Origin of the sequence: Pseudomonas solani (assembly GCF_026072635.1) — a bacterium.
Lineage (GTDB): Bacteria > Pseudomonadota > Gammaproteobacteria > Pseudomonadales > Pseudomonadaceae > Metapseudomonas > Metapseudomonas solani.
On record NZ_AP023081.1, the window covers coordinates 6189603 to 6212352 of the forward strand.

23 protein-coding genes are annotated in these 22750 nt (G+C 68.9%); 13 read left to right on the forward strand and 10 right to left on the reverse strand.

Annotated elements, in window-relative coordinates; genetic code table 11:
- Positions 1-130: 130 nt before the first annotated feature.
- Together atzF and PSm6_RS28015 are read left to right on the forward strand one after the other, a co-directional pair.
- Positions 131-1945, forward strand: coding sequence for an allophanate hydrolase (gene atzF / locus PSm6_RS28010; protein WP_021220085.1), 1815 nt, complete (start codon positions 131-133; stop codon positions 1943-1945).
- A gap of 9 nt (positions 1946-1954) precedes the next feature.
- Positions 1955-2683, forward strand: coding sequence for a GntR family transcriptional regulator (locus PSm6_RS28015; protein ID WP_265168921.1), 729 nt, complete (start codon positions 1955-1957; stop codon positions 2681-2683).
- Between the two features lie 117 nt (positions 2684-2800).
- Here PSm6_RS28015 and PSm6_RS28020 read toward each other — a convergent pair whose 3' ends face one another.
- From PSm6_RS28020 to PSm6_RS28040, 5 genes are all read right to left on the reverse strand, one after another.
- Positions 2801-2998, reverse strand: a complete 198-nt coding sequence (locus PSm6_RS28020; protein WP_043242132.1) for a hypothetical protein — start codon at positions 2996-2998, stop codon at positions 2801-2803.
- A 12-nt stretch (positions 2999-3010) separates the two neighbouring features.
- Entirely contained in the window at positions 3011-5071 is a 2061-nt protein-coding gene (locus PSm6_RS28025) for a pyridoxamine 5'-phosphate oxidase family protein (protein ID WP_265168922.1), read from the reverse strand.
- A gap of 56 nt (positions 5072-5127) precedes the next feature.
- Complete coding sequence (locus tag PSm6_RS28030) at positions 5128-5757, reverse strand: glutathione S-transferase family protein (RefSeq protein ID WP_021220081.1); 630 nt, start codon at positions 5755-5757, stop codon at positions 5128-5130.
- A gap of 431 nt (positions 5758-6188) precedes the next feature.
- The gene (locus tag PSm6_RS28035) at positions 6189-7079 is read right to left on the reverse strand and encodes a LysR family transcriptional regulator (protein ID WP_043242129.1); all 891 of its coding nucleotides are present in this window, start codon (positions 7077-7079) and stop codon (positions 6189-6191) included.
- Positions 7076-7987, reverse strand: coding sequence for a LysR family transcriptional regulator (locus tag PSm6_RS28040; protein WP_031287958.1), 912 nt, complete (start codon positions 7985-7987; stop codon positions 7076-7078). Before PSm6_RS28040 ends, PSm6_RS28035 begins: the two co-directional genes overlap by 4 nt.
- Before the next feature lie 858 nt (positions 7988-8845).
- Here PSm6_RS28040 and PSm6_RS28045 point away from each other — a divergent pair.
- The 5 genes from PSm6_RS28045 (at position 8846) to PSm6_RS28065 (ending at position 11643) form a co-directional block, all read left to right on the forward strand.
- Entirely contained in the window at positions 8846-9337 is a 492-nt protein-coding gene (locus PSm6_RS28045; RefSeq protein WP_021220078.1) for a GNAT family N-acetyltransferase, read from the forward strand.
- Positions 9337-9780, forward strand: a complete 444-nt coding sequence (locus tag PSm6_RS28050; protein ID WP_043242208.1) for an NUDIX hydrolase — start codon at positions 9337-9339, stop codon at positions 9778-9780. The genes PSm6_RS28045 and PSm6_RS28050 overlap by 1 nt, the downstream gene beginning before the upstream one ends.
- Positions 9781-9809: 29 nt before the next feature.
- The gene (gene yddG / locus PSm6_RS28055; protein ID WP_265168923.1) at positions 9810-10709 is read left to right on the forward strand and encodes an aromatic amino acid DMT transporter YddG; all 900 of its coding nucleotides are present in this window, start codon (positions 9810-9812) and stop codon (positions 10707-10709) included.
- A 65-nt stretch (positions 10710-10774) separates the two neighbouring features.
- Complete coding sequence (locus tag PSm6_RS28060) at positions 10775-11128, forward strand: VOC family protein (protein WP_265168924.1); 354 nt, start codon at positions 10775-10777, stop codon at positions 11126-11128.
- Positions 11125-11643: a GNAT family N-acetyltransferase gene (locus tag PSm6_RS28065; protein WP_265168925.1), complete on the forward strand. Its 519-nt coding sequence runs from the start codon at positions 11125-11127 to the stop codon at positions 11641-11643. The genes PSm6_RS28060 and PSm6_RS28065 overlap by 4 nt, the downstream gene beginning before the upstream one ends.
- A 7-nt stretch (positions 11644-11650) precedes the next feature.
- On the opposite strand, the gene PSm6_RS28070 is transcribed toward PSm6_RS28065, so the two are convergent.
- From PSm6_RS28070 to PSm6_RS28085, 4 genes are all read right to left on the reverse strand, one after another.
- Complete coding sequence (locus tag PSm6_RS28070) at positions 11651-12322, reverse strand: DUF3313 domain-containing protein (protein ID WP_265168926.1); 672 nt, start codon at positions 12320-12322, stop codon at positions 11651-11653.
- A gap of 250 nt (positions 12323-12572) precedes the next feature.
- Positions 12573-13463, reverse strand: a complete 891-nt coding sequence (locus PSm6_RS28075) for a tyrosine-protein phosphatase (protein ID WP_265168927.1) — start codon at positions 13461-13463, stop codon at positions 12573-12575.
- Positions 13464-13483: 20 nt separating this feature from the next.
- Complete coding sequence (locus PSm6_RS28080; RefSeq protein ID WP_265168928.1) at positions 13484-14866, reverse strand: DUF1329 domain-containing protein; 1383 nt, start codon at positions 14864-14866, stop codon at positions 13484-13486.
- A 34-nt stretch (positions 14867-14900) separates the two neighbouring features.
- The gene (locus tag PSm6_RS28085; RefSeq protein ID WP_265168929.1) at positions 14901-16352 is read right to left on the reverse strand and encodes a DUF1302 domain-containing protein; all 1452 of its coding nucleotides are present in this window, start codon (positions 16350-16352) and stop codon (positions 14901-14903) included.
- A gap of 411 nt (positions 16353-16763) precedes the next feature.
- Between PSm6_RS28085 and PSm6_RS28090 the strand changes: the two genes are divergently transcribed.
- From PSm6_RS28090 to PSm6_RS28110, 5 genes are all read left to right on the forward strand, one after another.
- Positions 16764-18344, forward strand: a complete 1581-nt coding sequence (locus PSm6_RS28090; protein WP_265168930.1) for a RimK family ATP-grasp domain-containing protein — start codon at positions 16764-16766, stop codon at positions 18342-18344.
- A gap of 13 nt (positions 18345-18357) precedes the next feature.
- On the forward strand, positions 18358-19305 hold the full coding sequence (locus PSm6_RS28095) for a magnesium transporter CorA family protein (RefSeq protein WP_265168931.1): 948 nt from the start codon (positions 18358-18360) through the stop codon (positions 19303-19305).
- A 71-nt stretch (positions 19306-19376) separates the two neighbouring features.
- Positions 19377-19523 carry a hypothetical protein gene (locus PSm6_RS28100; protein WP_021220067.1) on the forward strand — a complete coding sequence of 49 codons (147 nt, stop codon included), beginning with the start codon at positions 19377-19379 and terminating at the stop codon, positions 19521-19523.
- 55 nt (positions 19524-19578) lie between these two features.
- A complete protein-coding gene (locus PSm6_RS28105; protein ID WP_021220066.1) occupies positions 19579-20754 on the forward strand; it encodes a peptidase C39 family protein in 1176 nt (391 codons plus the stop codon).
- Positions 20751-21137 carry a hypothetical protein gene (locus PSm6_RS28110; protein ID WP_021220065.1) on the forward strand — a complete coding sequence of 129 codons (387 nt, stop codon included), beginning with the start codon at positions 20751-20753 and terminating at the stop codon, positions 21135-21137. The genes PSm6_RS28105 and PSm6_RS28110 overlap by 4 nt, the downstream gene beginning before the upstream one ends.
- 61 nt (positions 21138-21198) lie before the next feature.
- Here the strand turns inward: PSm6_RS28110 and PSm6_RS28115 are convergent, their stop codons facing one another.
- Complete coding sequence (locus tag PSm6_RS28115; protein ID WP_043242110.1) at positions 21199-21870, reverse strand: O-methyltransferase; 672 nt, start codon at positions 21868-21870, stop codon at positions 21199-21201.
- A 95-nt stretch (positions 21871-21965) separates the two neighbouring features.
- On the opposite strand from PSm6_RS28115, the gene PSm6_RS28120 reads away from it, so the two are divergent.
- Positions 21966-22601, forward strand: coding sequence for a TetR/AcrR family transcriptional regulator (locus PSm6_RS28120; protein ID WP_021220063.1), 636 nt, complete (start codon positions 21966-21968; stop codon positions 22599-22601).
- The last annotated feature ends 149 nt before the right edge of the window (positions 22602-22750 follow it).

Consider the following 22750-nt stretch of genomic DNA (forward strand, 5'->3'; position numbering starts at 1 on the left):
AATCGTTAGCATCCAGGCTGCATCCAGTGCTTACCCGAATCCACCCGCGCCAGGCCCTACAAGGGTTACAGGACCTTGGCCCGGCGGTTGCAATCCTGCACTCCAACTTGGATACAAGATGGAGCACCTCATGCAATCCGCGACTCCGCACAGCGTCGGCTGGACCCTCGGCCAATGGCAGGCCGCCTACCGCGACGCCACCCTCAGCCCCGCCATCCTCTTCGAGCTGCTGCAGCAATTGCAGGACGAAGACCCGGCCTGGATCGTCCTCGCCACCCCGGTGCAGTTGAGCGAACGCCTCACCGCCCTCGCCAAGCAGCTGGCTGCCGTCGACGGTGATCTCTCCCGGCTGCCGCTCTACGGCGTGCCCTTCGCCATCAAGGACAACATCGACGCCGCCGGCTGGCCCACCAGCGCCGCCTGCCCGGCGTTCGCCTACCCGGCCAGCGCGGACGCCACCGTGGTCGCTCGCCTGCAGGCCGCCGGTGCGGTGCTGATCGGCAAGACCAACCTCGACCAGTTCGCCACCGGTCTGGTGGGCACCCGCTCGCCCTTCGGCGCGGTGCCCAACAGCTTCGATGCCGCCTACGTCAGCGGCGGCTCCAGCTCCGGCTCCGCCTCGGTGGTGGCGCGCGGCCTGGTGCCCTTCTCACTCGGCACCGACACCGCCGGCTCCGGCCGCGTGCCGGCGGGCTTCAACAACATCGTCGGGCTCAAGCCCAGCCGTGGCTGGCTATCCAACAAGGGCCTGGTGCCCGCCTGCCGCACCCTGGACTGCATCTCGGTGTTCGCCCTGACGGTGGAGGACGCCGAGCGCGTCGCCGACATCGCCGGGGGCTACGACGCCGCCGACGCCTACTCCCGCGCCAACCCCGGCAGCGCCCCGGTGGCGATCGGCGCCAGGCCACGCCTGGCGATCCCGGACAGCCTCGAATTCCACGGCGACAGCCGCAACCAGGCGGTCTTCCAGCAGGCCCTGGAGCGCCTGCGCGAGCTCGGCGCCGAGCTGGTGCCCATCGACTTCACGCCTTTCCGCCAACTGGCCGAACAGCTCTACCAGGGCTCCTGGGTGGCCGAGCGCACCGTGGCCATGGCCGGCATGCTGGAAAACGCCGCCGAGGCAATCGACCCCGTGGTGCGCGGCATCGTCGAGAAGGGCTTCGGCTACAGCGCCTGCGACGCCTACCGCGCCGAGTACCTGCGGGCCGAGCTGAGCCGCGCCATCAACCTCGCCCTGGCCGGCTTCGACGCCCTGGTGGTGCCCACCTCCCCCACCCTGCGCACCCTGGAGGAAATGGCCGCCGAGCCCGTGCTGTTCAACTCGCAGTTCGGCACCTACACCAACTTCACCAACCTCGCCGACCTCAGCGCCCTGGCGCTGCCCGCCGGCCTGCGCGACGACGGCCTGCCTGCCGGCATCACCCTGCTCGCCCCGGCCTGGCACGACCACGCCCTGGCCTCCCTGGGCAAGCGCTGGCAAGCCGCCCTCGGCCTGCCCCTGGGTGCCACCGGTCGCCCCTTGCCGCCCGCCGCCACGCCCGTGCAGGCCCCTGGCAGCGTGCGGGTCGCCGTGGTCGGCGCGCACCTCACCGGCATGCCGCTGAATTTCCAGCTGGTCACCCGCAACGCGGTACTGGTGGAGCAGACCCTTACCTCCCCCACCTACCGCCTCTATGCGCTGCCCGGCTCGGTGCCGCCCAAGCCGGGGCTGGCCAGGGCCGCCGAAGGCGCGTCGATCATCGTCGAGCTGTGGGACATCCCCCTCGCCCGCTTCGGCGAGTTCGTGGCGGAGATCCCGCCGCCCCTGGGCATCGGCAACCTGCAGCTGGAGGACGGTCGCTGGGTCAAGGGCTTCATCTGCGAGCCCTGGGCCCTGCACAGCGCCGAAGACATCACCGCCTTCGGTGGCTGGCGCGCCTTCATCGCCAGCCGCACGCCAGCCTGAGCCGCCACCATGCAACTCGCCACCACCGCCACCCGGGCCGCCAAGGAGCGGCCCGACAACCTGGTCGAGCGCATCTACCAGGTGTTGAAGGACGATATCTTCGAGTTCCGCCTGCTGCCCGGTGATCGCTTCAGCGAAGGCGACGTCGCCGCGCGCACGGCGGTCAGCCGCACCCCGGTGCGGCAGGCCCTGCACCGGCTGGAACGCGAGGGCTACCTGGAGGTGCACTTCCGCAGCGGCTGGCAGGTCCGGCCCTTCGACTTCGAGCGCTTCGAGGAGCTCTACGACCTGCGCATCGTGCTGGAGCTGGCGGCGGTCCGGCGCCTGTGCGAAATGGGTGCCGAGCTGCCGCAGCGCCTGGACGCGCTGACCCGCACCTGGCAGGTGGAAGCGCACCAGCGGCTAACCGATGGGCGCACGGTATCGGAGCTGGACGAAGCCTTCCACTGCGCCCTGGTGGCGGCCGCCGGCAATCGCGAAATGGCCCGCACGCACCGCGAGATCACCGAGAAGATCCGCATCATCCGGCGCCTGGATTTCACTCAGCAGCCACGCATCGCCGCCACCTACGACGAGCACGTGCGCATCCTCGAGGCCATCCTGCAACGGCACGCCGAGCCGGCCTGCCAGCTGCTGCGCGAGCACATCGAAGTGAGCAAGGCGGAGGTGCGCAAGATCACCCTGCACAGGCTCCACTGCGCCCGGCAGCGGACTGGCGACAGCGTCGGAGCGGATTGAGCGTAGGGTGTGCTGCGCGCACCTGGAATTCACTGGAAGCACCGTGCGGAGGTGCGCACGGCACACCCTACGGCACGCGCACATCCTGCCGAGCCCTCAGCGGGCCCATGACCAGGCTCAGATGAAAGGCGCAGAGCAACCTGGCTGGGCCGGCGCCACGCACTCCATGGGGAACAACAACTGCGGCAGCAGGTAACCGGCCTCCGATTCCGCCCAGCGCTGCACACCTGAAGCGGCGTGGGTGGCTGGGTCCGGGGCGTCGCTCCACTGCAGGAGCGCGACGGGGCGGGCATTGGCTTGCGGTTTGTCGAACATGTCATCACCTCGTCAGAGATCGAGCACAAGGGGCTGCGGGCCATCCTCGCCCTCGGCCGGTACGGCGCAGCAGATCAGCACCATGTCCGCCTCCGGCAGCTCCGCCGGCGGGTTGGGGTAATGCACCTGGCCACTGACCCGGCGCGTCTTGCAGGTGCCGCAGGAACCGCCCCGGCAACTGAACTCGGGGGTCAGCCCACGGCTCTCGGCCAGCTCCAGCAGAGTGCCGCTCTCCGGCGTCCAGCGCGCTTCCTTGGCCGAGGCGGTGAAGTACACCGGCACCGCCGAGGTCGCCGCCGGCGGCTGGGACGGCACCGCGGCCTGGGCCTCGCTGTGCCGCTGCAGGGCCGAGGGGCCGAAGGCTTCGGCATGGATGCGGCCGTCGGCGACATTCAGCCCGCGCAAACCGTCGTAGATGGCCTGAATGAACCCACCCGGGCCACACAGGTAGAAGTCGTAGTCATCGAAGGACAAGGCGGCCTGGATCTGCGCCAGGCCCAGCCGGCCGCTCAACTCGAAGTCGCGCCCCGGCTGCGCTTCAGCCTCGGGGGCGCTCAGGGCGCGGGTCAGCTTCAACAGGCCATTGCCGCGCTGCACCAGGGCCTGCAACTCGGCCTGGAACGGCAGGTCGTGCAGCGTCCGGGCGCCCTGGAACAGGTGGATACGCCGACCCTGCGCCTGCCTCTCATTGAGCGCCACCAGCTCACGAGCCATGGAAACCATCGGGGTGATGCCCACCCCCGCACCGATCAGCACCACCGGGCGCTGGCTGTCGGTCTTCAGGGTGAAGCTGCCCAGGGGCGGGCGCGCCTCCAGCACATCACCGACCTGCACCTGTTCGTGCAGGTGCCGCGAGCCCTTGCCCTGCGCCTTGACGCTGATGCGCAGGTAACCGTCGCTCGGCGCGCTGGAGACGCTGTAGGTGCGCACCAGGGCCTCACCATCAGCGGTGAGCAGGCGCAGGGGAATGTGCTGGCCGGGGGTGAAGCTCACCTCGCCCTCGTCTTCCGGGGCCAGGACCAGGGAGCGGATATCGGCGCTCTCCTGCTGCTGGCTGAGCACCCGCCACTGCTGCCATTGGCGACGCCGCTCGCCTTCACGCAGGCGCTCTTCCGCTTCGGCCCAGGTGCCGGTCATCAGGCTGGTGGGGGCGTATTCGTCGAAGGCCCAACGCAGCGACATCGCGCCCGGGCGGAACACCACCTGCTCGATATCCAGGGTCCAGATGCGTTCGGCCCCTTCGAAGGCGGCGATCAGCGGGCTGTCGAGAATCACCTCGGCACGGCCCTGCACCTGCAGCACATCGCCCTGCTCGAAATCGACGAATAGCAGGCCGGCACGCGGGTTGCTGATCAGGTTGCCCAGGGTATTGAAGTGCAGGTTGCCGGCGTAATCCGGGATGGTCAGGCGGTTGCCTTCCACCCGCACGAAGCCGGGGCGCCCGCCACGGTGGGAAACGTCCACGGCGCGGCCACCTTCCTCGTGGTCGACGTAGCTGGCGACGAAGAAGGTGTCGGCAGCGAGGATCATCGCCCGGGCGCGCTCGTCCAGCTCGCTGGCGTCCTGGCGGACCGTGCCACGGGGCTCGGGGGAACTGCTCCATTCACGCAGCTGGATGTACTGCGGGCAGTTGCCGAAGGAATGCTCGACCTGCACCTCCAGTTGCTGCGCCGAAGCCTGGCCGATCGAGCCATTGAGGCGGTTGCGCCGCCGCGTGTGCAGTTCGATGCCAAGCAGGCCGAGGGCGGCGCCGGCACCGAGGCCGGGGGTGGCCGGGTCCAGTGGGTCCAGCGGGCGCGCGGCCAGGTCGAACACCAGGCGTTTGGGGTCGGGCGAGGTGACGAAGCCTTCCGGGCCTTCGACCAGGGTGGCCCAGGGCCGGCCTTCGCCATCCACCGCACCGGCGATCAGGAAGGGCAATTGATGGAAGAAGGCGCGGTGCTGGTCGGGCATGTAGTCGCGGATGACCTTCTGCCCGTGGGCTTCCATCCGCTCGGCCACGCCGACCGTTTCCTGCAGCTGCCTTTCACCGGCATGCCAGGGCGAGGGGCGCTGGCTGAGAATCGGTTCCATGGTTTGCCCTCCTTGTGAAAAAGGGCTGCCGGGTGAGCCGGCAGCCTCGGGTCGGCTCAGGCCGCCTGCAGGCCGGCGGCGGTGCGTTGCATGGGCACGAAGCCCGGCAGCGCTTCGATGCGGGCCAACCAGGCACGCACATTCGGGTAGGCCTCCAGCGACACGTTGCCCTCCGGCGCATGGGCGATGTAACTGTAGTTGGCCACGTCGGCGATGGAGGGCTCGGTGCCGGTCAGGAACGCCGTCGAGCCCAGCTCGCCTTCCATCACCGTGAGCAGCACGTGGGCACGGTTGATCACTTCATCGGCGTTGAACGCCGCACCGAACACGGTGATCAGGCGCGCTGCGGCCGGGCCGTAGGCCACCTGGCCGGCGGCCACCGACAACCAGCGCTGCACCTGGGCGGCGCCGACGGCGTCTTCGGCCAGCCAGCGGCCTTCGCCGTAGCGCTTGGCCAGGTAGACGAGGATGGCGTTGGAGTCGTTGACCAGGGTGCCGGCGTCATCGATCACCGGCACCTGGCCGAAGGGGTTGATGGCCAGGAAGTCGGCCTGCTTGTGGGCGCCGTTGGCCAGGTCGACGAAAACCAGCTCGGTGGGCAGCTGCAGCAGCGAGAGCATCAGCTCCACACGGTGGGCGTGGCCGGACAGCGGGTGGCGGTACAGCTTGATGGCGGGACGGGACATGGCGGTGGCTCCTTATGGGTTCGGGTGGTTCACCGTGAACCGCCCGGCTGGGCGTTCACGACGATGGAGCCATGTTGAGCCCACGCACCGCCAAGCAGAATCACCATCAAAGGCAATCCACTCTTTCAGTTTCTGAAATAACGAAATGGCCGGGCCTGTCATCGCGGATGGGGCGTTGGGCAAAACGGCGTGCCGTACGCGGCCCCGCCTGGTGGAGGTAAAAAGCGACCTCCACCCTACGCAGCGGTCATGCCCGTGCAGCGGCTTCTGTAGGGGCGAATTCATTCACCCAGAGGCGCCATCGTGGGAGCGAATTCATTCGCGATGGAGCATCCGGCAACCCGCAGCCAGGTGCTGGCGGTGAGTCTTTCGCGGCTGAAGCCGCTCCCACAGGGATGCCCACAGCCGTCGTAGGTCGGGTGCAACCCGGCTCAGCCCTCGAACGCAGGGTGCGCGCGCAGCCGTGGCACGGCGAAGTCGAGGAAGCTGCGCACCCGGGCGGCGGCGCGGCGTCCTTCGCGGTAGAAGAGTTGCACCGGTACGGGCTCGGCGGCGAAGGGTTCCAGCAGCCGTTGCAACTGGCCGTCCTGCAGCTCCTGGTGCACCTCGTGGCTCAGGCAGTGGACCAGGCCGAAGCCGGCGACGGCGGCGCGGATGGCCGCCTGGGGGGTGCTGCAGATCAAGCGGGGCACGACCTTCACCGCGCCGCCGGCGAAGCGCCAATCCCCTGCATGGCCGGTGGATGAGGTCGCGATGGTGCGGTGCTCCTGCAACGCCTCGGGGCTTTGCGGGCGCCCCCGGCGCGCCAGGTAGGCCGGGGCCGCGCACACCACCGGGCGCACCCGCCCCACCGGCACCGCGAAGCCGGAGGAATCCGGCAACTGGCCGACCACCAGGGCCACGTCCACGCCCTCCTCCAGCAACCTGGGCAGGGCCTCGCACGCCTGGATGTTCAGCGAGAGCTCGGGGAAGGCATTGAGGTAATCGAGCGCGATGGGGGTGAACACCTGGTGCGCCATGAGCAGCGGCATGGCCAGGGTCAGTTGCCCCACGGGTTGCGCGTGCAACCCGGCCACGGAACGCTCCGCCTCGCCGAGCTGTTCGAGGATGCGCTGGCAGCTTTCGGCGAAGCGCTCGCCGGCCGGGCTCGGGCTCACGCCACGGGGGCTGCGTACCAGCAGGGCCGAGCCGATGCGCGCCTCCAGCGCGACGACGGTGCGCATCACCGTGGCCTGGGACAGTTCCAGCGCCCGCGCCGCCGCCGCCAGGCTGCCCGCCTGGGCCACGGCCAGGAACACCTGCATCTCGCGGTGTTTGCTCATCGCCCGGCCGCGCGCAGGGCGCTGTCGGCCCGCAGGCGCGTCACGCAATGGTCGATGAAGGTGCGTACCTTGGCCGACTCCCGGCGCCCGCCCTGCTGGATGATGTGCACCGGCAACGCCGCGGTCTCGAAGGCATCCAGCACGGTTTCCAGCTCACCCCGGGCCACGGCGCCCGCCACCTGGTAGGACAGCACCCGGGTATAGCCCCAGCCCAGGCGCGCGGCGTTGATCGCCGCCTGGTTGGAGCTGACCAGCAGGCGCGGCGTGGGCGTGAAGCCGAAGGGGCCATCGGGCCCCTCGAACTGCCAGTGGCGCAACAGCCCGCTGGCGGACGACATGACGATGGGCGCGTCCTGCAGCTCTTCCGGCCGGCGCGGCCGCCCCACCTTGTCGAGGTAGCCGGGTGCCGCGCACACCACCGGGCGTATCTGCCCCACCTGCAGCGCCCCCTGCTCGCCCTCGCGCAGGTGGCCGATGCGCACCGCCACATCCACGCCCTCCTCCACCATGTTCACCACGCGGTCCACCAGCAGCGCGTTGATCTCCACTTCCGGGTAGGCGTCGAGGTACTCGGCGATCAGCGGGATGAGGTACAGCTCGCCGAACATCACCGGCGCCGTCACCGTCAGCCGCCCGCGCGGGCGCACATGGCTGCCGGCGGCCAGCTCCTCGGCCTCTTCCAGTTCCAGCAGGATGCGTCGGCAGTCCTCCACGTAGCGCCGCCCGGCCTCGGTCAGGCGCAGGCTGCGTGTGCTGCGGGCCAGCAGCAAGGTGCCCAGCCGCGCCTCCAGCGCCGCGATGGCGCGGGTCACGCCGGGTGGCGACATGCCCATCAGCTTGGCGCCGCCGGCGAAGCTCTCCGCCTCGGTCACCGCCAGCAGCACCTTCATTTCCTGGAACCTGTCCACCCACACCGCCCGGCATCACGCCCCATTTTCGAGAGGGCCACAGCTTAGCGCCCGGCCCCCGTCGAAGACGAGAGACAGCGCAACCCGCACCACGGCGCCAATCGGTGTACAGGATGGATGGCGCCCTTTTCATCCACCAAGCGATCTTGCAGCCCACACCGCCGCCCGCCCCGTGGGAATTCATTCGCGATGGAATATCCGCCCACGCGCAGCCTTGTGCCGGCTGCGGGTCCTTCGCGGCTGAAGCCGCTCCCACAGGGAGAGCCCGCCGCGAGACCGGACATGGCTGTGTTGGGCCTCGCTGCGCTCGGCGCCAACCTACGCCACCGTGCCCAACCCAAACCACGACGCCGACCGGTGTGTAGGGTGGATGGCGCTCTTTTCATCCACCAAAGGATCTTGCCGCCAGCACCGCCGCCCGCCTCGTGGGCGAATTCATTCGCGATGGAATACCCGCCCACGCGTAGCCCTGTGCCGGCTGCGGGTCCTTCGCGGCTGAAGCCGCTCCCACAGGGAGAGCCCGCCGCGAGACCGGACATGGCTTCGTTGGGCCTCGCTGCGCTCGGCGCCAACCTACGCCACCGTGCCCAACCCAAACCACGACGCCGACCGGTGTGTAGGGTGGATGGCGCTCTTTTCATCCACCAAAGAATCTTGCCGCCAGCACCGCCGCCCGCCTCGTGGGCGAATTCATTCGCGATGGAATACCCGCCCACGCGTAGCCCTGTGCCGGCTGCGGGTCTTTCGCGGCTGAAGCCGCTCCCACCGGGGGCGCTCGCAGCGAGGCCGAACCCCGCACCTGTCCAGGCTCCGGCCCCTGCTTTACCATGCCGCGCCGCACTTGCATCGAGGTCTTCCATGAGCACGCCCAGTTTCCGCAACGCCACCCTGTCCGATACCGACCGCTGCTACCAGATCGAGATTTCCGCCTATGAAGGCGACGAGGCTGCGACCCGCGAGAAGATCGAGACGCGCATCGCCCAGTACCCGGAAGGCTTCCTGATCCTGGAGCAGGACGGCGAGGTGGTGGGCTTCATCAACAGCGGTTGCGCCCAGGAGGTGGTGATGTCCGACGATGCCTTCAAGGAGCTGGTGGGCCATGACGCCGCCGCGCCGAACGTGGTGATCATGTCGGTGGTGGTCGACCCGTCGCACCAGGGCAAGGGCTTCTCCACGCTGCTGATGCGCACCTTCGTGCAGCGCATGCGCGAGATGGGCAAGGCGACCATCCACCTGATGTGCAAGGAGCGCCACATCGAGCTGTACCGGCGCATGGGCTACGCCTATGTGCGGCCCTCCCCGTCCGACCACGGCGGCATGGCCTGGCACGAGATGGTCATGACCCTGTGATCGCAGTCGACAAGGCCTGCCCCGTGGTGCTGCGCCAGCGCGACAGGCTGGAGGTACTGGCCTTCCTCCACCCCCTGGCGGGCCGGCAGCTGGTCAAGGGCAGCGTCGAGCCCGGGGAAAGCAGCGCGGCGGCGGCCGTTCGCGAGCTGGCCGAAGAGGCCGGCATCCAGGGCGAGGCGATCCTCGACCTGGGCACCTGGCAAGCCACCCCCACCGGGCACACCTGGGCCTTCCACCTCTGCCGGGCGGCCGCAGACCTGGCGGATGCCTGGAGCCACCACACGGCCGACGATGGCGGCCATGTGTTCCGCTTCTTCTGGCACCCGCTGGACGTCGAGCCCACCGAGGAATGGCACCCGATCTTCCGCGACGCCCTGGCCGTCATCCGACAGCGGCTGGCGGAGACGGCCGCAAACCGCCCCCTGAGCCGCTCGGGCCTGTAGAATCACCGCCTTTTTCCTGTGGGTGAACGATGCGGATCAGCAGTGGGCGAAGCGCGACGGCGTGTGGACTGGCGGCCATCCTCCTGTGGAGCACCGCCTCCGGGCTGATCCGCAGCGTGAGCGGCTTCTTCGGTCCCATCGGCGGCGCGGCGCTGATCTACAGCCTCGGCGCCATCCTGCTCATCACCCTGCTGGGCCGGCCGCGCCTGCGGTCCAGCTCGCGCTTCTACCTGGTGACCGGCACGGCGCTGTTCGTCACCTACGAGATCTGCCTGTCCCTGGCCCTGGGCTACGCCCTCGACAGCAACCAGGCCATCCAGCTCGGCGTGGTCAACTACCTGTGGCCGAGCCTCACGGTGCTGCTGGCCATCGTCATGAACCGTCAGCCGGCGCGCTGGCTGATCCTGCCCGGCACCGCCATCGCGCTGTTCGGCATCCTCTGGGTGGTGAGCACCGATGGGCTGTCGCTACCGAGCCTTATCGCCAACGTGCAATCCAACCCGCTGAGCTACAGCCTGGCGACGGCCTGCGCCATCACCTTCGCGCTCTACTGCAACGTCACCCGGCGCTATGCCCGGGGCGAGAACCACGTGGCGTTCTTCTTCATCCTCACGGCGGCCGTGCTCTGGCTGAAGTTCGCCTTCGCCGGCCAGGCACTGCCTGAGTTCACCCTGCGTGGCGGCGCCGAACTATTCGCCGCCGGCATCGCCATGGCCGGCGGCTACGCGTTGTGGAACATCGGCATCCTGCGCGGCAACCTCACCCTGCTGGCCACCGCCTCCTACTTCGCCCCGGTGCTCTCCTCGGCCTTCGCCGCGGCCTGGCTCGGCGCCAGCCTGACGCTGCAGTTCTGGCAGGGTGCGGTGCTGGTTACCGCCGGCTCACTGATCTGCTGGCACGCCACTCGGGAACGCAAAGACCAACGCTGATCGCGCTTCCGATAGCGAGCGGAGGGCTCTAAGATGGCCCTCCACACACGTCAAGGAAGCCGCCAATGAGCACCCGAGGGAACGACCGCCAGATCGACAACATCGAGTTCAACGTCACCGACATCGCCCGCAGCAAGGCCTTCTATGGCGCGGCCTTCGGCTGGACCTTCACCGACTACGGCCCCACCTACAGCGAGTTCACCGACGGCCGCCTCACTGGCGGCTTCACCACGGGTGAGCCGGTGCGCCCGGGTGGCCCGCTGGTGATCCTCTACGCCGACGACCTGGCACAGACCCAGAGCCGCCTGCAGGCCGCCGGTGCCACCATCAGCCGTGAAGCCTTCGCCTTCCCCGGCGGGCGTCGCTTCCACTTCATCGACCCGGACGGCTACGAGCTGGCGGTGTGGACCGCCGAATGACGGCGCTGCGCATACGCCCGATAGAGGCCGGCGAATGGCCGGCCTACCGCGACCTGCGCCTGCAGGCCCTGCGCGACTCGCCGGAGGCCTTCGGCAGCACCTTCGCAGCGGAGCACACGCGGCCGGACGACGCCTGGGCGAGCCGGATCGCCAACGCGATTGCTTCCAGCAATGACCGGGTGCTGTTCGCGCTCGATGAGGGTGCCGCCTGCGGGCTGCTCTGGTGTCGCCGTTCGGCCAGCGAGCCCGCCGTGGCCGACCTCTACCAGATGTGGGTCGACCCGGCGCGCCGTGGCCTCGGTGCCGGCCGCGCACTGCTGGCCGATGCCCTGGCCTGGGCGCAAGGCCTGGGCGTGCGCCGCGTGCGTCTCGGCGTCACCCTGGCCGAGAGCCCGGCCATGGGCCTGTACCGCGCCCAGGGCTTCCGCCCCATCGGCGAGCCGGAGCCGCTGCGCGAAGGCTCCGCGCTGCTGGCCCAGGCCATGGAGCTGGAGCTGCCCGCCAGGGCGGGCTGAGGGCGCGCTACTTCGCCTTGAGCTTCTGGTAGCTCTGGTTCATGTCCTTGGCCCAGCCGTCGATAACGCCCGTGACATCCGCCGGCTGCATCACCTGGGCGCTGTTCTCCAGCGGCGTACCGGTCCCTTTGCGCACCACCTGGGCGATCACCTTGTTGCTGCCGCCATCGAGGAACTGCGCCTCGGTGGCCAGTTCGGTCTCCTGGTCGCGGATGCCACTGGCGGTACTCACCGCCGCTGCCACCAGGGCCACCGGAATGACCTCATAGGGTTTGAGCCCTTCGGTCTTGCTGCTGACACCGGTGATGGCCGCGCGCACGACGATGACGCCCGGCCCCGGCTTGCTGGCCAGCGACAGGCTGTTGCTGATTTCGCGCTTGAGCGCCGTGTCGTAGTAGCGGGTGATGCCGTCCAGGGTGCTCTGGGGGATTTTCTCGGTGGCCTGGGGGCGTGGGTAGAACTGGGTGGGCTCGACGTAGACGGCGGTGTAGCGGCCGATGTCCACCTTGGGGTCGATCCAGCGCATCACTTGCGCGCCGGAGGGAGTGGTCGCCTCCTGCAGGCTGCCGTAACTGGAGAGGAACCCGGAATACTCATCCGGCTGGGTAACCGTACTCGAGCAGCCGACCAGCGCGGTGGAAAGCGCCAGCGCCACGCCCAACGCCAATGCATGTTTCATCGAAGACTCCTTGTCCGAGCAAGTTTGGGAAGGCTGGAAGCGTCGGCGACGCCCTCACGTCATCGCCCCACGGGCACACCACCGAAGGTCTCGCACGGATGTGAGAAGTCGACCCCCGGCGCCTTGCCCCCCACCCGAGCGCGAACGTGATCGAAACGGTGGATGCCGGATTGACGCTAGCAGACTCCCGCCAACTGCCAAGGCGGATCGAGCGAAACGCCTCTCCGGCAACCCCGGCGGCCCCGGTCTTCTAACGCGAGGCCAGCGGCTCGAGGAAGCGCTCGCGCAACCGCGCGCGCAGGTCGTCGTCGATACCGAGCCCGTCCCTGAGGAACCCCTCAACCGTCCCGTAGTCCTCGCGCATCGCCTGCAGTGCCGCCTGTAGGTACCGGGGCCGCACCTCCAGCAGAGGCTGCAGGATGGCGGGATCGGTACGCCCGCCGGAGGCCTGCCGGACCCGCTCGCCGATGCGCCGGTTCCTGTCCTCCAGGTACGGGTTGGAGGCCAGGTAGTCCTGCATCACAGTGCCTTCCGGCACGCCGAGCGCCAGCAGCAGGATGGCGGAGGCGAAGCCCGTGCGGTCCTTGCCGGCCGTGCAGTGATAGAGGACGGGCGTGCCCTGTTCGTCGAGCAGGCCATGCAGCCAGTCGCTGAAGACCTGCCGGTGCTCGCGGACGAAGCTCCTGTTGGCATCCACCAGCAGGTCATCCAGCCGAAGGTCGCCGATGTCCCCGCCGTTGATGCGCCGGCTCAGCTCACGCACGTCGATGGTGCCCGCGCGCACCGGCATCTCCACCCGCAGGGCAGCCAGCTCCGGCGGCAGGCGATCGGGGGCGTCGTCGATCTCCTGGCGGCTGCGCAGGTCGACCAGGCGACGCAGTTGCAGGCGCTGCAGTTCCCGCTGGTCGGCCTCCTCGAGCGCATCGAGGGTGCCGGCGCGGTAGAGCAGGCCCCACTTCACCGTGCGCCCATCGGCGGTGCGATAGCCGCCCAGGTCCCGCAGGTTCGGGACGCTGGGCAAGGCGAAGAGCCGCTGCGCCTCCCGCTCGGCGGCGGGCAGGTCACGGGCCAGCGGCAGGGTGGTGGCCTGGGCCAGGCCACAGAACAGCGCGAAGCTGAAAACCAGGCAGATCCGGGTCATTGCCATTGCTCCTCGGCGGGTCACTTGGCGCGCTTGCGCACGGTGGCGGGGGTGAAATCGCTGGCATCGTGGGCGAGCTCGGAAAGGCGTATCGGCGCGTGTTCGTTGGTCAGCCGATCCACCAGGTAGGCGCCGGAGATGAGGTCGTGGTAGACCGACGGCCCGGCCTGGTAGCTCTGGGTGTCGTAGGCGTAGAAGGTGGTCTGCAGGTTGGTGCGCCACAGGTAGTCGCGCGCGTCGTAGCTGTCGGCGAGCACGGCGCCCCAGGTGTCCTCGTCGAGGTAGAAGCGGCGCTTGGCGTAGATGTGCCGCTTGCCGGTCTTGAGCCGGGCCTCCAGCACCCACACCCGGTGCAGCTCGTAGCGCAAGGCGGCAGGGTTGGGATGGCCCAGGGTCTCGGTGAGGGCCGCCAGGCTCAAGGCCGGGTCGTTGATGCGGTAGTTGTGATAGGGGATGAACAGCTCCTTCTTGCCGAGCAGGGTCCACTCGTAGCGATCCGACGCCCCGTTGAACATGCGGCTGTCGTCGTTGACCCGCAGGCTGCCGCTGGCGCCGCTGGAGGGGTTGTCGTAGCCGACGTTGGGGGCCCGCCTGACGCGCCGGCTGCCGGGGTCGTACTGCCAGCTTTGCTGCGCATTGGCGAGGGGGTCGACGAAGCCGTGGCCGAAGGTGATCTTGCCCAGCTCGCGGGTCGGCTCCAGGGTCTTGTACATGAAGTGGCTGAGGATGGGAGCCTCGACCTCCACGCGGGGGTTATCGGGGTTGGTCCACACGTTGAACGTCTGGTGATGTTGCACCTGGCGTGCCCGCTTGCCGTTGGCCAGGGTCACCACCAGCGTGTAGATCCCCTCCTCGCCGGGACCGCGCCCCTGGAGGGAGTGGTTGAGGATCAGCTCGTTGCCGCTGCGGGGTATCGGGAAAGGCGATCCGCCGAAGGCGCCGGTGACGCCATGGCCGTCCTCGGTCAGCTTTGCAGTACGGCCATTCTCACGGAGGTGGCGCTCGATGTTCTCGCTGGCACGGAAGTCGCGATGGCTCGGGTAGATGTCCATCCAGTAGCTCTGCGGATAACGCTTGAACAACGCCACCTGGCCATCGCTCAAGCGCTCCTGGTACTGCCCGACGTTCTCGGCCGTGATGCGGAACAGGGGGCGCTCGGAGACATAGGGATCGGGCTGGAGCGAGCCGCTGCCGGCGAAGTCGACATGCTCCGGCGCACCGCGCCAACGCCCGCTCCAGGCCGGGATGCTGCCGTCGGCATTGCCGGCTCGCTCCGCGCCCATGGGCGTGAGGTCCTGGTCGAGACTGGCGAGCTCGGCCTCGCTGAGAGCGGCCTCGGTCAAGGGGCTGAGGCCGATGGCGGCGGCGAGGAGAAGGTGACGCAAATCGGATTGGCGGGACATGGAAGGTCCTCCTGTCGTATGGGGTCGAAGGCGGTCAGAAGCTGTACTTGGCGCTGAAGGCGATGTGGTCGCGATCGGTCTGGGCGTTGTCGGCCGGGCTGCCGAGGTAGGCGTTGTAGCTCGCCTCCAGCGACAGGTTGCCGAGGTGCTCCCAGGTGGTACCGACGGACAGGCGGTTGCGACCCCGGCTGTAGCTGCCGAGGGAGGACTTGCCGTTCACGCCCTGGTTGAAGGAAACCGGAATGGAAAGGTCCCAGCCGGGCAGGACCTCGATGTAGCGCGCGCTGGCCCTCAGGGTGTAGCCCCATGCCGAGCGGTCGTTCCACAGCTCGTCGCTGGCGGCGCGCCCGGCCAGGTGCGCGCTGTCGTTGTCGAGCACGCGGTTGTAGCCGACCTCGCCGTTGAGGGTGAAGTTGTCGGCGAACGGCGTGTGGCCGAAGCCGTGGGTCACCGAGAGCAGCGCCTGGCCGGTGCGGCCCCGCGCGGTGTGTCGGGCGCCGCCGATGTTCACCGCCAGCGGCAGGTGGTTCTGCACGCTGATCTCGCCATTGACGTTGGTGTCCACCACCGGCGTCTTGGCGTGGTAGCGCAGGCGGTAGACGCCGAACTCGGTGTTGTTCAAGCGCTCGGCGACGTAGCGCAGGGCCAGGCCGAACTGGCCGCTGTCGCCGGGCTCGTCGTCACGCAGGCGCTGCAACCGCCCGGTGGCGTTGCTGAAGCCGCCCTTGTCGATGAGGTCGGTGGTGGAGAAATAGTTGCCGACCGCGCTGAGTCGGGTCTTCTTCCACTCGTACTGGTAGTAGGCCTGCAGGTCGAGCGTTTCGGTGAGGCCGAAGGAGGCGAACAGCTGGCCCACCGGCAGGGTGCGCTCCTTGACCTCGACACCCGGCACGTTGGACTTGGTGGCATCGAAGGGACTCATGGCCGAGGCGACACCGTTGCCGTTGTAGACGCTTTCGCCCCAGTAGACCACCTGCCGCCCGAGCCGCAGGTTGAGCGGTCGTCCGTCGATGTGCCAGGTGCCGTAGAGGTAGCTGTCGAGCAGCTCGAAACCACCGCCATGGGCGTCGCGGGTCTGCGAGGAGAAGCGGTCGGGGCGCGAGCACTGCCCGGCGGCGAAGCAGTTGGAGGTGCCCGTGCGGTTGTCGTTGCCACGGTGGTAGACGTCGTCGTAGTAGGCGCTGCCACGGATGAACAGGCCGAAGTCCTTGCGGTAGCTGATGTCGGCGTCGCTGACGATGCCCAGGCGGTGGCTGATCAGGCTGCCGCGCTTGAAGGCGTTGTTGCCGTCGTTGCCGTTGGCGTTGTCGTTGCCGCCCAGGGCGTGGGCCGGCTTCTCCGTACGCCAGGCCAGCCCGTAGGAGATCACGTGGCTGGCCTGGATCTTCACCTCGTCACCGGGCTCCAAGAGCGCCGCAGCGGCAGTGGTGCTGGCCAGCAGCAGGCCGGCCAGGGCCGGAAGGGTGAAGCACGCTGTTGTTGTCATTGTTGGCCTCCAACCCGGTTGGCGAGATGCCGCCGAGCTCAGTCATGGGGGAGGCCACTATCGAAACGAGAGGCGGGGCCGGTCATAGTCCGTTGGGACTAGGCTCGCCCTTCACGGTCCTTGGTGGGCGAGGCACCGGGCGCGGCCGAACGTCACGGCGCAGAGCGGCGCGAGGCGATCCGCGCGTGTCCCCGGGCCGGGCGAGCGAGGCACCGTCGTACGGAGGCCCGGGCCATTTCCACGGCAGGAAGCGCCCATCTGCGCGCGCCGCATCGGAGCCCGTCGAACGCCCGCTGCGCAACGTTTGCGTAAGGTTCGCAAACGCCCCGTAAAGCCTGCGTAACGACGCGAGACAGGGCCGCGGCTTACTGCTTAATTGAGGCGCACCACCTCTCAAGCGGGCCCGTGAAGATGTCTTCGGTTCAAGCCAGTCTCAGCAGCATCCCCCCCGACCCACTCCAGGCCGTCGGCCTCGCGCAGGGCCTCCTGCAGCGGCGCAACGGCGGCCAGGTGCTGATCATCGTCGAGCGCAAGGAGGACTGGTCCTCCTACATCCCCAGCGAGGAAATGCTCACCGCGCGGGAGTACCTCGAGCAGTCGCGGGGCGGCGAGCTGGACAAGAAGGTCCAGGTCATCAACCTGTGCCGCCACTACAAGTACCTGGGCCACGGCTACTACTGCTCGCTGCTGGCCGAGGCGCGCGGGCACAAGGTCATCCCCTCGGTGCGCACCATCAGCGAGCTGGCGCGCAAGTCGCTCTACGGCCTGGCCCTGGACGACCTGGAGAAGTCCCTGGAAGAGGCCCTCGCCCAGCACCCCTGGGCCAACACCGAAGGCTTCACCCTCAGCCTGTACTTCGGCCGCACCGACTTCGAACCGCTGCAGGAGATCGCCCGCCAGCTGTTCGAGGCCTTCCCCTGCCCCATCCTCCTGGTGGACGTACGCAAGGGCGACACCTGGCGCATCGCCGGCCTGCGCCCGGGTTCGCTGCACAAGCTGCGCGAGGCCCAGGAAGACCAGTTCGCCAGCGCCCTCGACGGCTTCAACCGCAAGGTCTGGCGCCTGCCGCGCTCGCGCCGGGTGGCGCGCTACGACCTGGCCATCCTGCACAACTCGGACGAGCCGCTGCCGCCCTCCAATGCCCGCGCCCTGGAGAACTTCGTGCGGGTCGGCAAGCGCCTGGGCATCGAAGTGGACCTGATCGAGAAGAAGGACTATTCGCGCCTGGCCGAGTACGACGCGCTGCTGATCCGCGAGACCACCAGCGTCGACGACCACACCTACCGCTTCGCCAAGAAGGCCGAGAGCGAGGGGCTGATCGTGATGGACGACCCGGCGTCGATCCTGCGCTGCACCAATAAGGTGTTCCTCACCGACCTGCTGCGCAGCCACGGCCTGAGCATGCCGGCCACCGAAATCCTCTACCGCGACAACCCCCAGGAGCTGGACAAGGTCGGCGAGCGCCTGGGCTTCCCCCTGGTGCTGAAGATCCCCGACGGCTGCTTCTCGCGCGGGGTGATCAAGGTGGAGAACCTGCAGCAGCTGCGCGAGGCCAGCGCCGGGCTGTTCGAGCACTCGGTGCTGCTCCTCGCCCAGGAATTTCTCTTCACCGAATACGACTGGCGCATCGGCATCCTCAACCGCCGGCCGATCTTCGCCTGCCAGTACTTCATGTCCAAGGGCCACTGGCAGATCGTCAACCACAAGGCCCAGGGCACCGAGGTGATCGGCGAATGCCGCACCCTGCCGGTGGAACAGGCGCCGAAGGCGGTGGTGGAGCTGGCGCTGAAGACCGCCAACCTGATCGGCGACGGGCTCTATGGCGTCGACCTCAAGGAAGTGGACGGCAGCGTCAAGGTCATCGAGGTGAACGACAACCCCAACCTCGACGCCGGCATCGAGGACGCCCACCTGCGCGATGAGCTCTATAGCCTGGTGCTGGAGGACTTCATCCGCCGCCTCGAACTCAAGCGCCGTGGCGGCGCCCACTGAAGGAGCACGGCCCATGCGCCAGAGCTACAGGCTGACCGACGGCACCCTGCGCCCCTGCACCGACGACGCGGCGCCGCTGCAGCTGTGCATCGCCCCCGAGGCCGAGGAGCTGGAGTGGCTGCGCAGCCGCTTCGGCCTCGACGCCCATGCCCTGGCCTCGGCCCTGGACCCGGATGAGGTGGCCCGCGTGGAATTCCGCGCCGGCTCGCTGTTCCTCATCTGGAAGCGCCCGGAGAACTACTCCGGCGGCGAGCGTTTCGCCTTCGAGGTGTCCTCCTTCGGCATGCTCCTGGACGAGCGCCAACTGGTGCTGATCTCCAACGCCGACTCGCTGCTCGGCGGCCTCTCCGGGCGCCATGACCTGCACCAGCCGCTGGATGTGCTGCTGGCCATCCTGCTGGGCAACATCCACCACTACGAGGGCCACCTCAAGGTGATCAAGCTGGTCGCCCGCGAACTGCAGCAGCGCTTCAACCAGAGCCAGCACAACCGCCACCTGCTGCAGATGCTCGGCCTCAGCGAAAGCCTGGTGTATTACCTCAACGCCATCCACGGCAACGGCGCGGTGCTGGCCCGCCTGCGCAGCCAGGGCGAGCGCCTGGGCTTCCCCCCGGCAAGCCTGGAGCTGCTCGACGACCTGATCATCGAGAACGACCAGTGCATCAAGCAGGCGGAAATCTATTCCACGGTGCTGGCCGGCCTCATGGAGGCGCGCGGCAGCCTGCTGAACACCACCATGAACGAGATGCTGCGCAAGCTCACCCTGATCAACGTGGTGTTCCTGCCGCTCAACCTGATCGCCGGCATCGGCGGCATGTCCGAGTTCAGCATGATGACCGCCGCCATCCCCTGGTGGCTCTCCTACCCGCTGTTCGTCCTCGCCCTCGCCGTGCTGGCGGGCCTGATGTTGCTGGCCCTGCGCCGGCTGGTGGCCGCCCGCGCATCGCCCCCGGCCAGCTGACGCAACGCCCCCCACTCGCAACCGCCGCCGGGCATCCCGCCCGCTGGCATCACTCACCCCAAGGAAGCCCCATGGAACCCCTGCACATCGCCCTCAGCGTCCTCGTCGCCATCGTCGCCCTGAGCATCGCCATCAACTACGTCGACAGCCGCATGAAGCCCGGCGACCTGGCGCGACAGGCGCGCGACAAGGCGTCGCGACGGACACCCCGCCGCTAAGCCCCTCGCGCCGGGCGCAACCGTGCCCGGCCCCCTGCCTGAGCCAGGAAGCGCCATGAATTTCAGCTTTCGCGATGCCCGCCCCGACGACCTCGACGCCCTGCTCCACCTGGAGAACCAGTGCTTCGAACTCGATCGCCTGTCGCCGCGCAGCTTCCAGTGGATGATCGCCCGCGCCCACGCCAGCCTGGCGGTGGCCGAGGCCGCCGGCCGGGTCATGGGCTACGCGCTGCTGCTGTTCCACCGCGGCACCTCGCTGGCGCGGCTCTACTCCATCGCCATCGCCCCGCAGGCCCGTGGCCACGGCCTGGGCAAGGCGCTGCTGGCGGAGGCCGAACGCCGCGCCCGCGACCACGACTGCGCCTACCTGCGCCTGGAGGTACGCCCGGACAACCCGGCCGCCATCGGCCTCTACGAGCAGGCCGGCTACCGCCGCTTCGCCTGTGTCGACGACTACTACGAGGACCACGCCCAGGCCCTGCGCTACGAGAAGCGCATCGTCCAGCGCCCCCTCGACGCCGCGCGGGCGGTGCCCTACTACCAGCAGAGCACCGAATTCACCTGCGGCCCGGCTTGCCTGATGATGGCCATGGCCGGCCTGCAGCCCGGCCGCCCCCTCTCGCGGCGCGAGGAAGTACAGCTGTGGCGCGAGGCGACCACGGTGTTCATGACTTCCGGCCACGGCGGCTGCAGCCCCCAGGGGCTGGCCCTGGCCGCCTGGCGCCGGGGCTTTCGCGTGCGCCTGCAGGTCAGCGTCGAAGGCCCCTTGTTCCTCAGCGGCGTGCGCAGCGAAGGCAAGCGCGAGGTGATGCGCCTGGTGCACGAGGCCTTCTGCGACGAGCTGCGCGCCAGCGACGTGGAGCAGGTGCCTGCCAGCCGCCAGGACCTGCCGGCGCTGCTCGCCGAGGGCGGCCTGCCGCTGGTGCTGATCAGCAGCTACCAGCTGACCCGCACCAAGGCCCCGCACTGGGTGCTGGTCACCGGCTGCGACGAGGATTTCGTCTACCTCCACGACCCGGACATCGACCACAGCCGCCACCGCCAGGCGCTGGACTGCCAGCACATGCCGGTGAGCCACGCACGCTTCCAGCGCATGCGCCTGTTCGGCGGCAGCAAGCTGCGTGCCTCGGTGGTGCTCTACAGCCCGGCTGGCAGCCCGCCTCGATGGACGAACGCCCATCCGCCGACTAGCGTTCAAGCACCTTCCCCATGCAGCGAGCCCACCCCATGAACAGACTCCGAATCGCGCTAGCCTCCGCCGCCCTGCTGGGCAGCGCTCTCACCCCGACCCTCGCCAGTGCCGATGTCGGCTTCGGCGTCGGCCTGAGCTATGTCTTCGGCAGCGGGGGTGGCCTGTCCGTGGGCGTCAAGGCCTTCTCCAACGACGAGGACAACGAAACCGTCGGTTCCCTGGGCCTGGACTACCTGGTGCAGGCGGGCGCCTTCCGCCCGAACATCGGCGTCGCCTACCAGGGCGAGGGCTACTTCAGCGGCGCGGACGTCGGTTACAACCTGGGCAGCCAATCGGTCGACTTCGGCCTCGGTGGCGGCTGGTCCAACAGCGATGACGACCACAAGACCCCGGCGCCCGCCCCGGCTCCTATCCCCATCTGATCGGCCACCGCCGCACCGACCCGAAACCCTGCCTGGCGCGGGGTTTTCTTTGGCTGCGGCGTCAATCCACCGCCAGGCGCATGGACAGCTCCACGTCCTCGGCGAAGGGCAGCGAGAGGTAGCCGCTGTTGGCCTCACGCACCCGCGCCAGGTACTCGGGGCAGTGGTCGGCGTTGTCGGCGATCACCAGCGCGCCGGGGCGCAGGCGGCTTTCCACCAGGGCGAGGATCTCCGGGTAGAGCGCCTTGGCACCGTCGAGCAACAGCAGGTCGATGGAGTCGGGCAGGTCCTGGGCCAGGGTGCGCAGCGCATCGCCCACGCGGAACTCCACCAGGTCCTCCAGACCGCCGGCGGCAAGGTTGCCCCGGGCCCGCGCCACCTTGGTGGGCTCGAACTCGCTGGTGATCAGGCGGCCACCGCCGTTGTCGCGCAGGGCCGCTGCCAAGTGCAGCGTGGAGATGCCGAAGGAGGTGCCGAACTCGACTATGGTGCGCGCGCCGCTGCTGCGCGCCAGCAGGTACAGCAGGCGCCCGGTCTCGCGGGAAACGGGCAGCGCGACATCCTTCAGGCGGCCGTAGAACTCGCGGTATTCGGTCTTGCTCCGCATCAGCCGCGCCACCTCGCCTTCGGGGAGGTCGGTCAGGGTGCTCGCCAGGGTCTGCCAGGCCGTGTCGGCCTCGGCGAACAGGCGGTCCAGCAGGGCGGCAAGGTGGGTATCGGTCAGGGTGTTCATGCAAGGTCTCCAGGAGTCATTGAGCGCATCGTTGGCGCCGGAATAGAATGCGATCAATCCGTCAGGTTTTACTATTCGCATTGCCAGGCCCCGCCATGACCGAACGCCAGAACCCGCGTATTTCCTCGCGCAAGCAACCCCAGCAGGCCCGCTCCAACGAGCTGGTGGCCACCATCCTCCAGGCCGCTATTCAGGTTCTGGCCAAGGAAGGCGCGCAGCGTTTCACCACTGCCCGGGTGGCCGAGCGCGCCGGTGTCAGCGTCGGCTCGCTGTACCAGTACTTCCCCAACAAGGCGGCCATCCTCTTCCGCCTGCAGAGCGACGAGTGGCGCCAGACCAGCGAGCTGCTGCGCCGCATCCTCGAAGACCTCGCCACCCCGCCGCTGGCACGCCTGCGCACCCTGGTGCACGCCTTCCTCCGCTCCGAATGCGAGGAAGCCGATATGCGCGTCGCCCTCGACGATGCCGCCCCGCTCTACCGCGACGCCCCCGAAGCGCAGGAAGCCAAGGCCGCTGCCGGGCGCATCTTCGAGACCTTCATGGAGGAGGTACTGCCCGCCGCCCCGGGCGCCACCCGCACCCTGGCCAGCGACCTGGTCACCACCACCCTCGGCACCGTGGGCAAGCAATTCTCCGAGCGCCCGCGCACGGCGGAGGAGATCGAGCGCTACGCCGACGCCATGGCCGACATGCTCTGCGCCTACCTGGAATCGGTCGCCGCGCGGGGATAGAGGGGGAACCGTCCCCGCGCGGGCATGACCGTTGTGGGTGGATGACGCTCTTTTCATCCACCAGGCGATATCGAGCCCCGCACCGCCGCACCGCCTGGTGGGAGCGAATTCATTCGCGATGAAACATCCGCCCACTCGCAGCCCAGTGC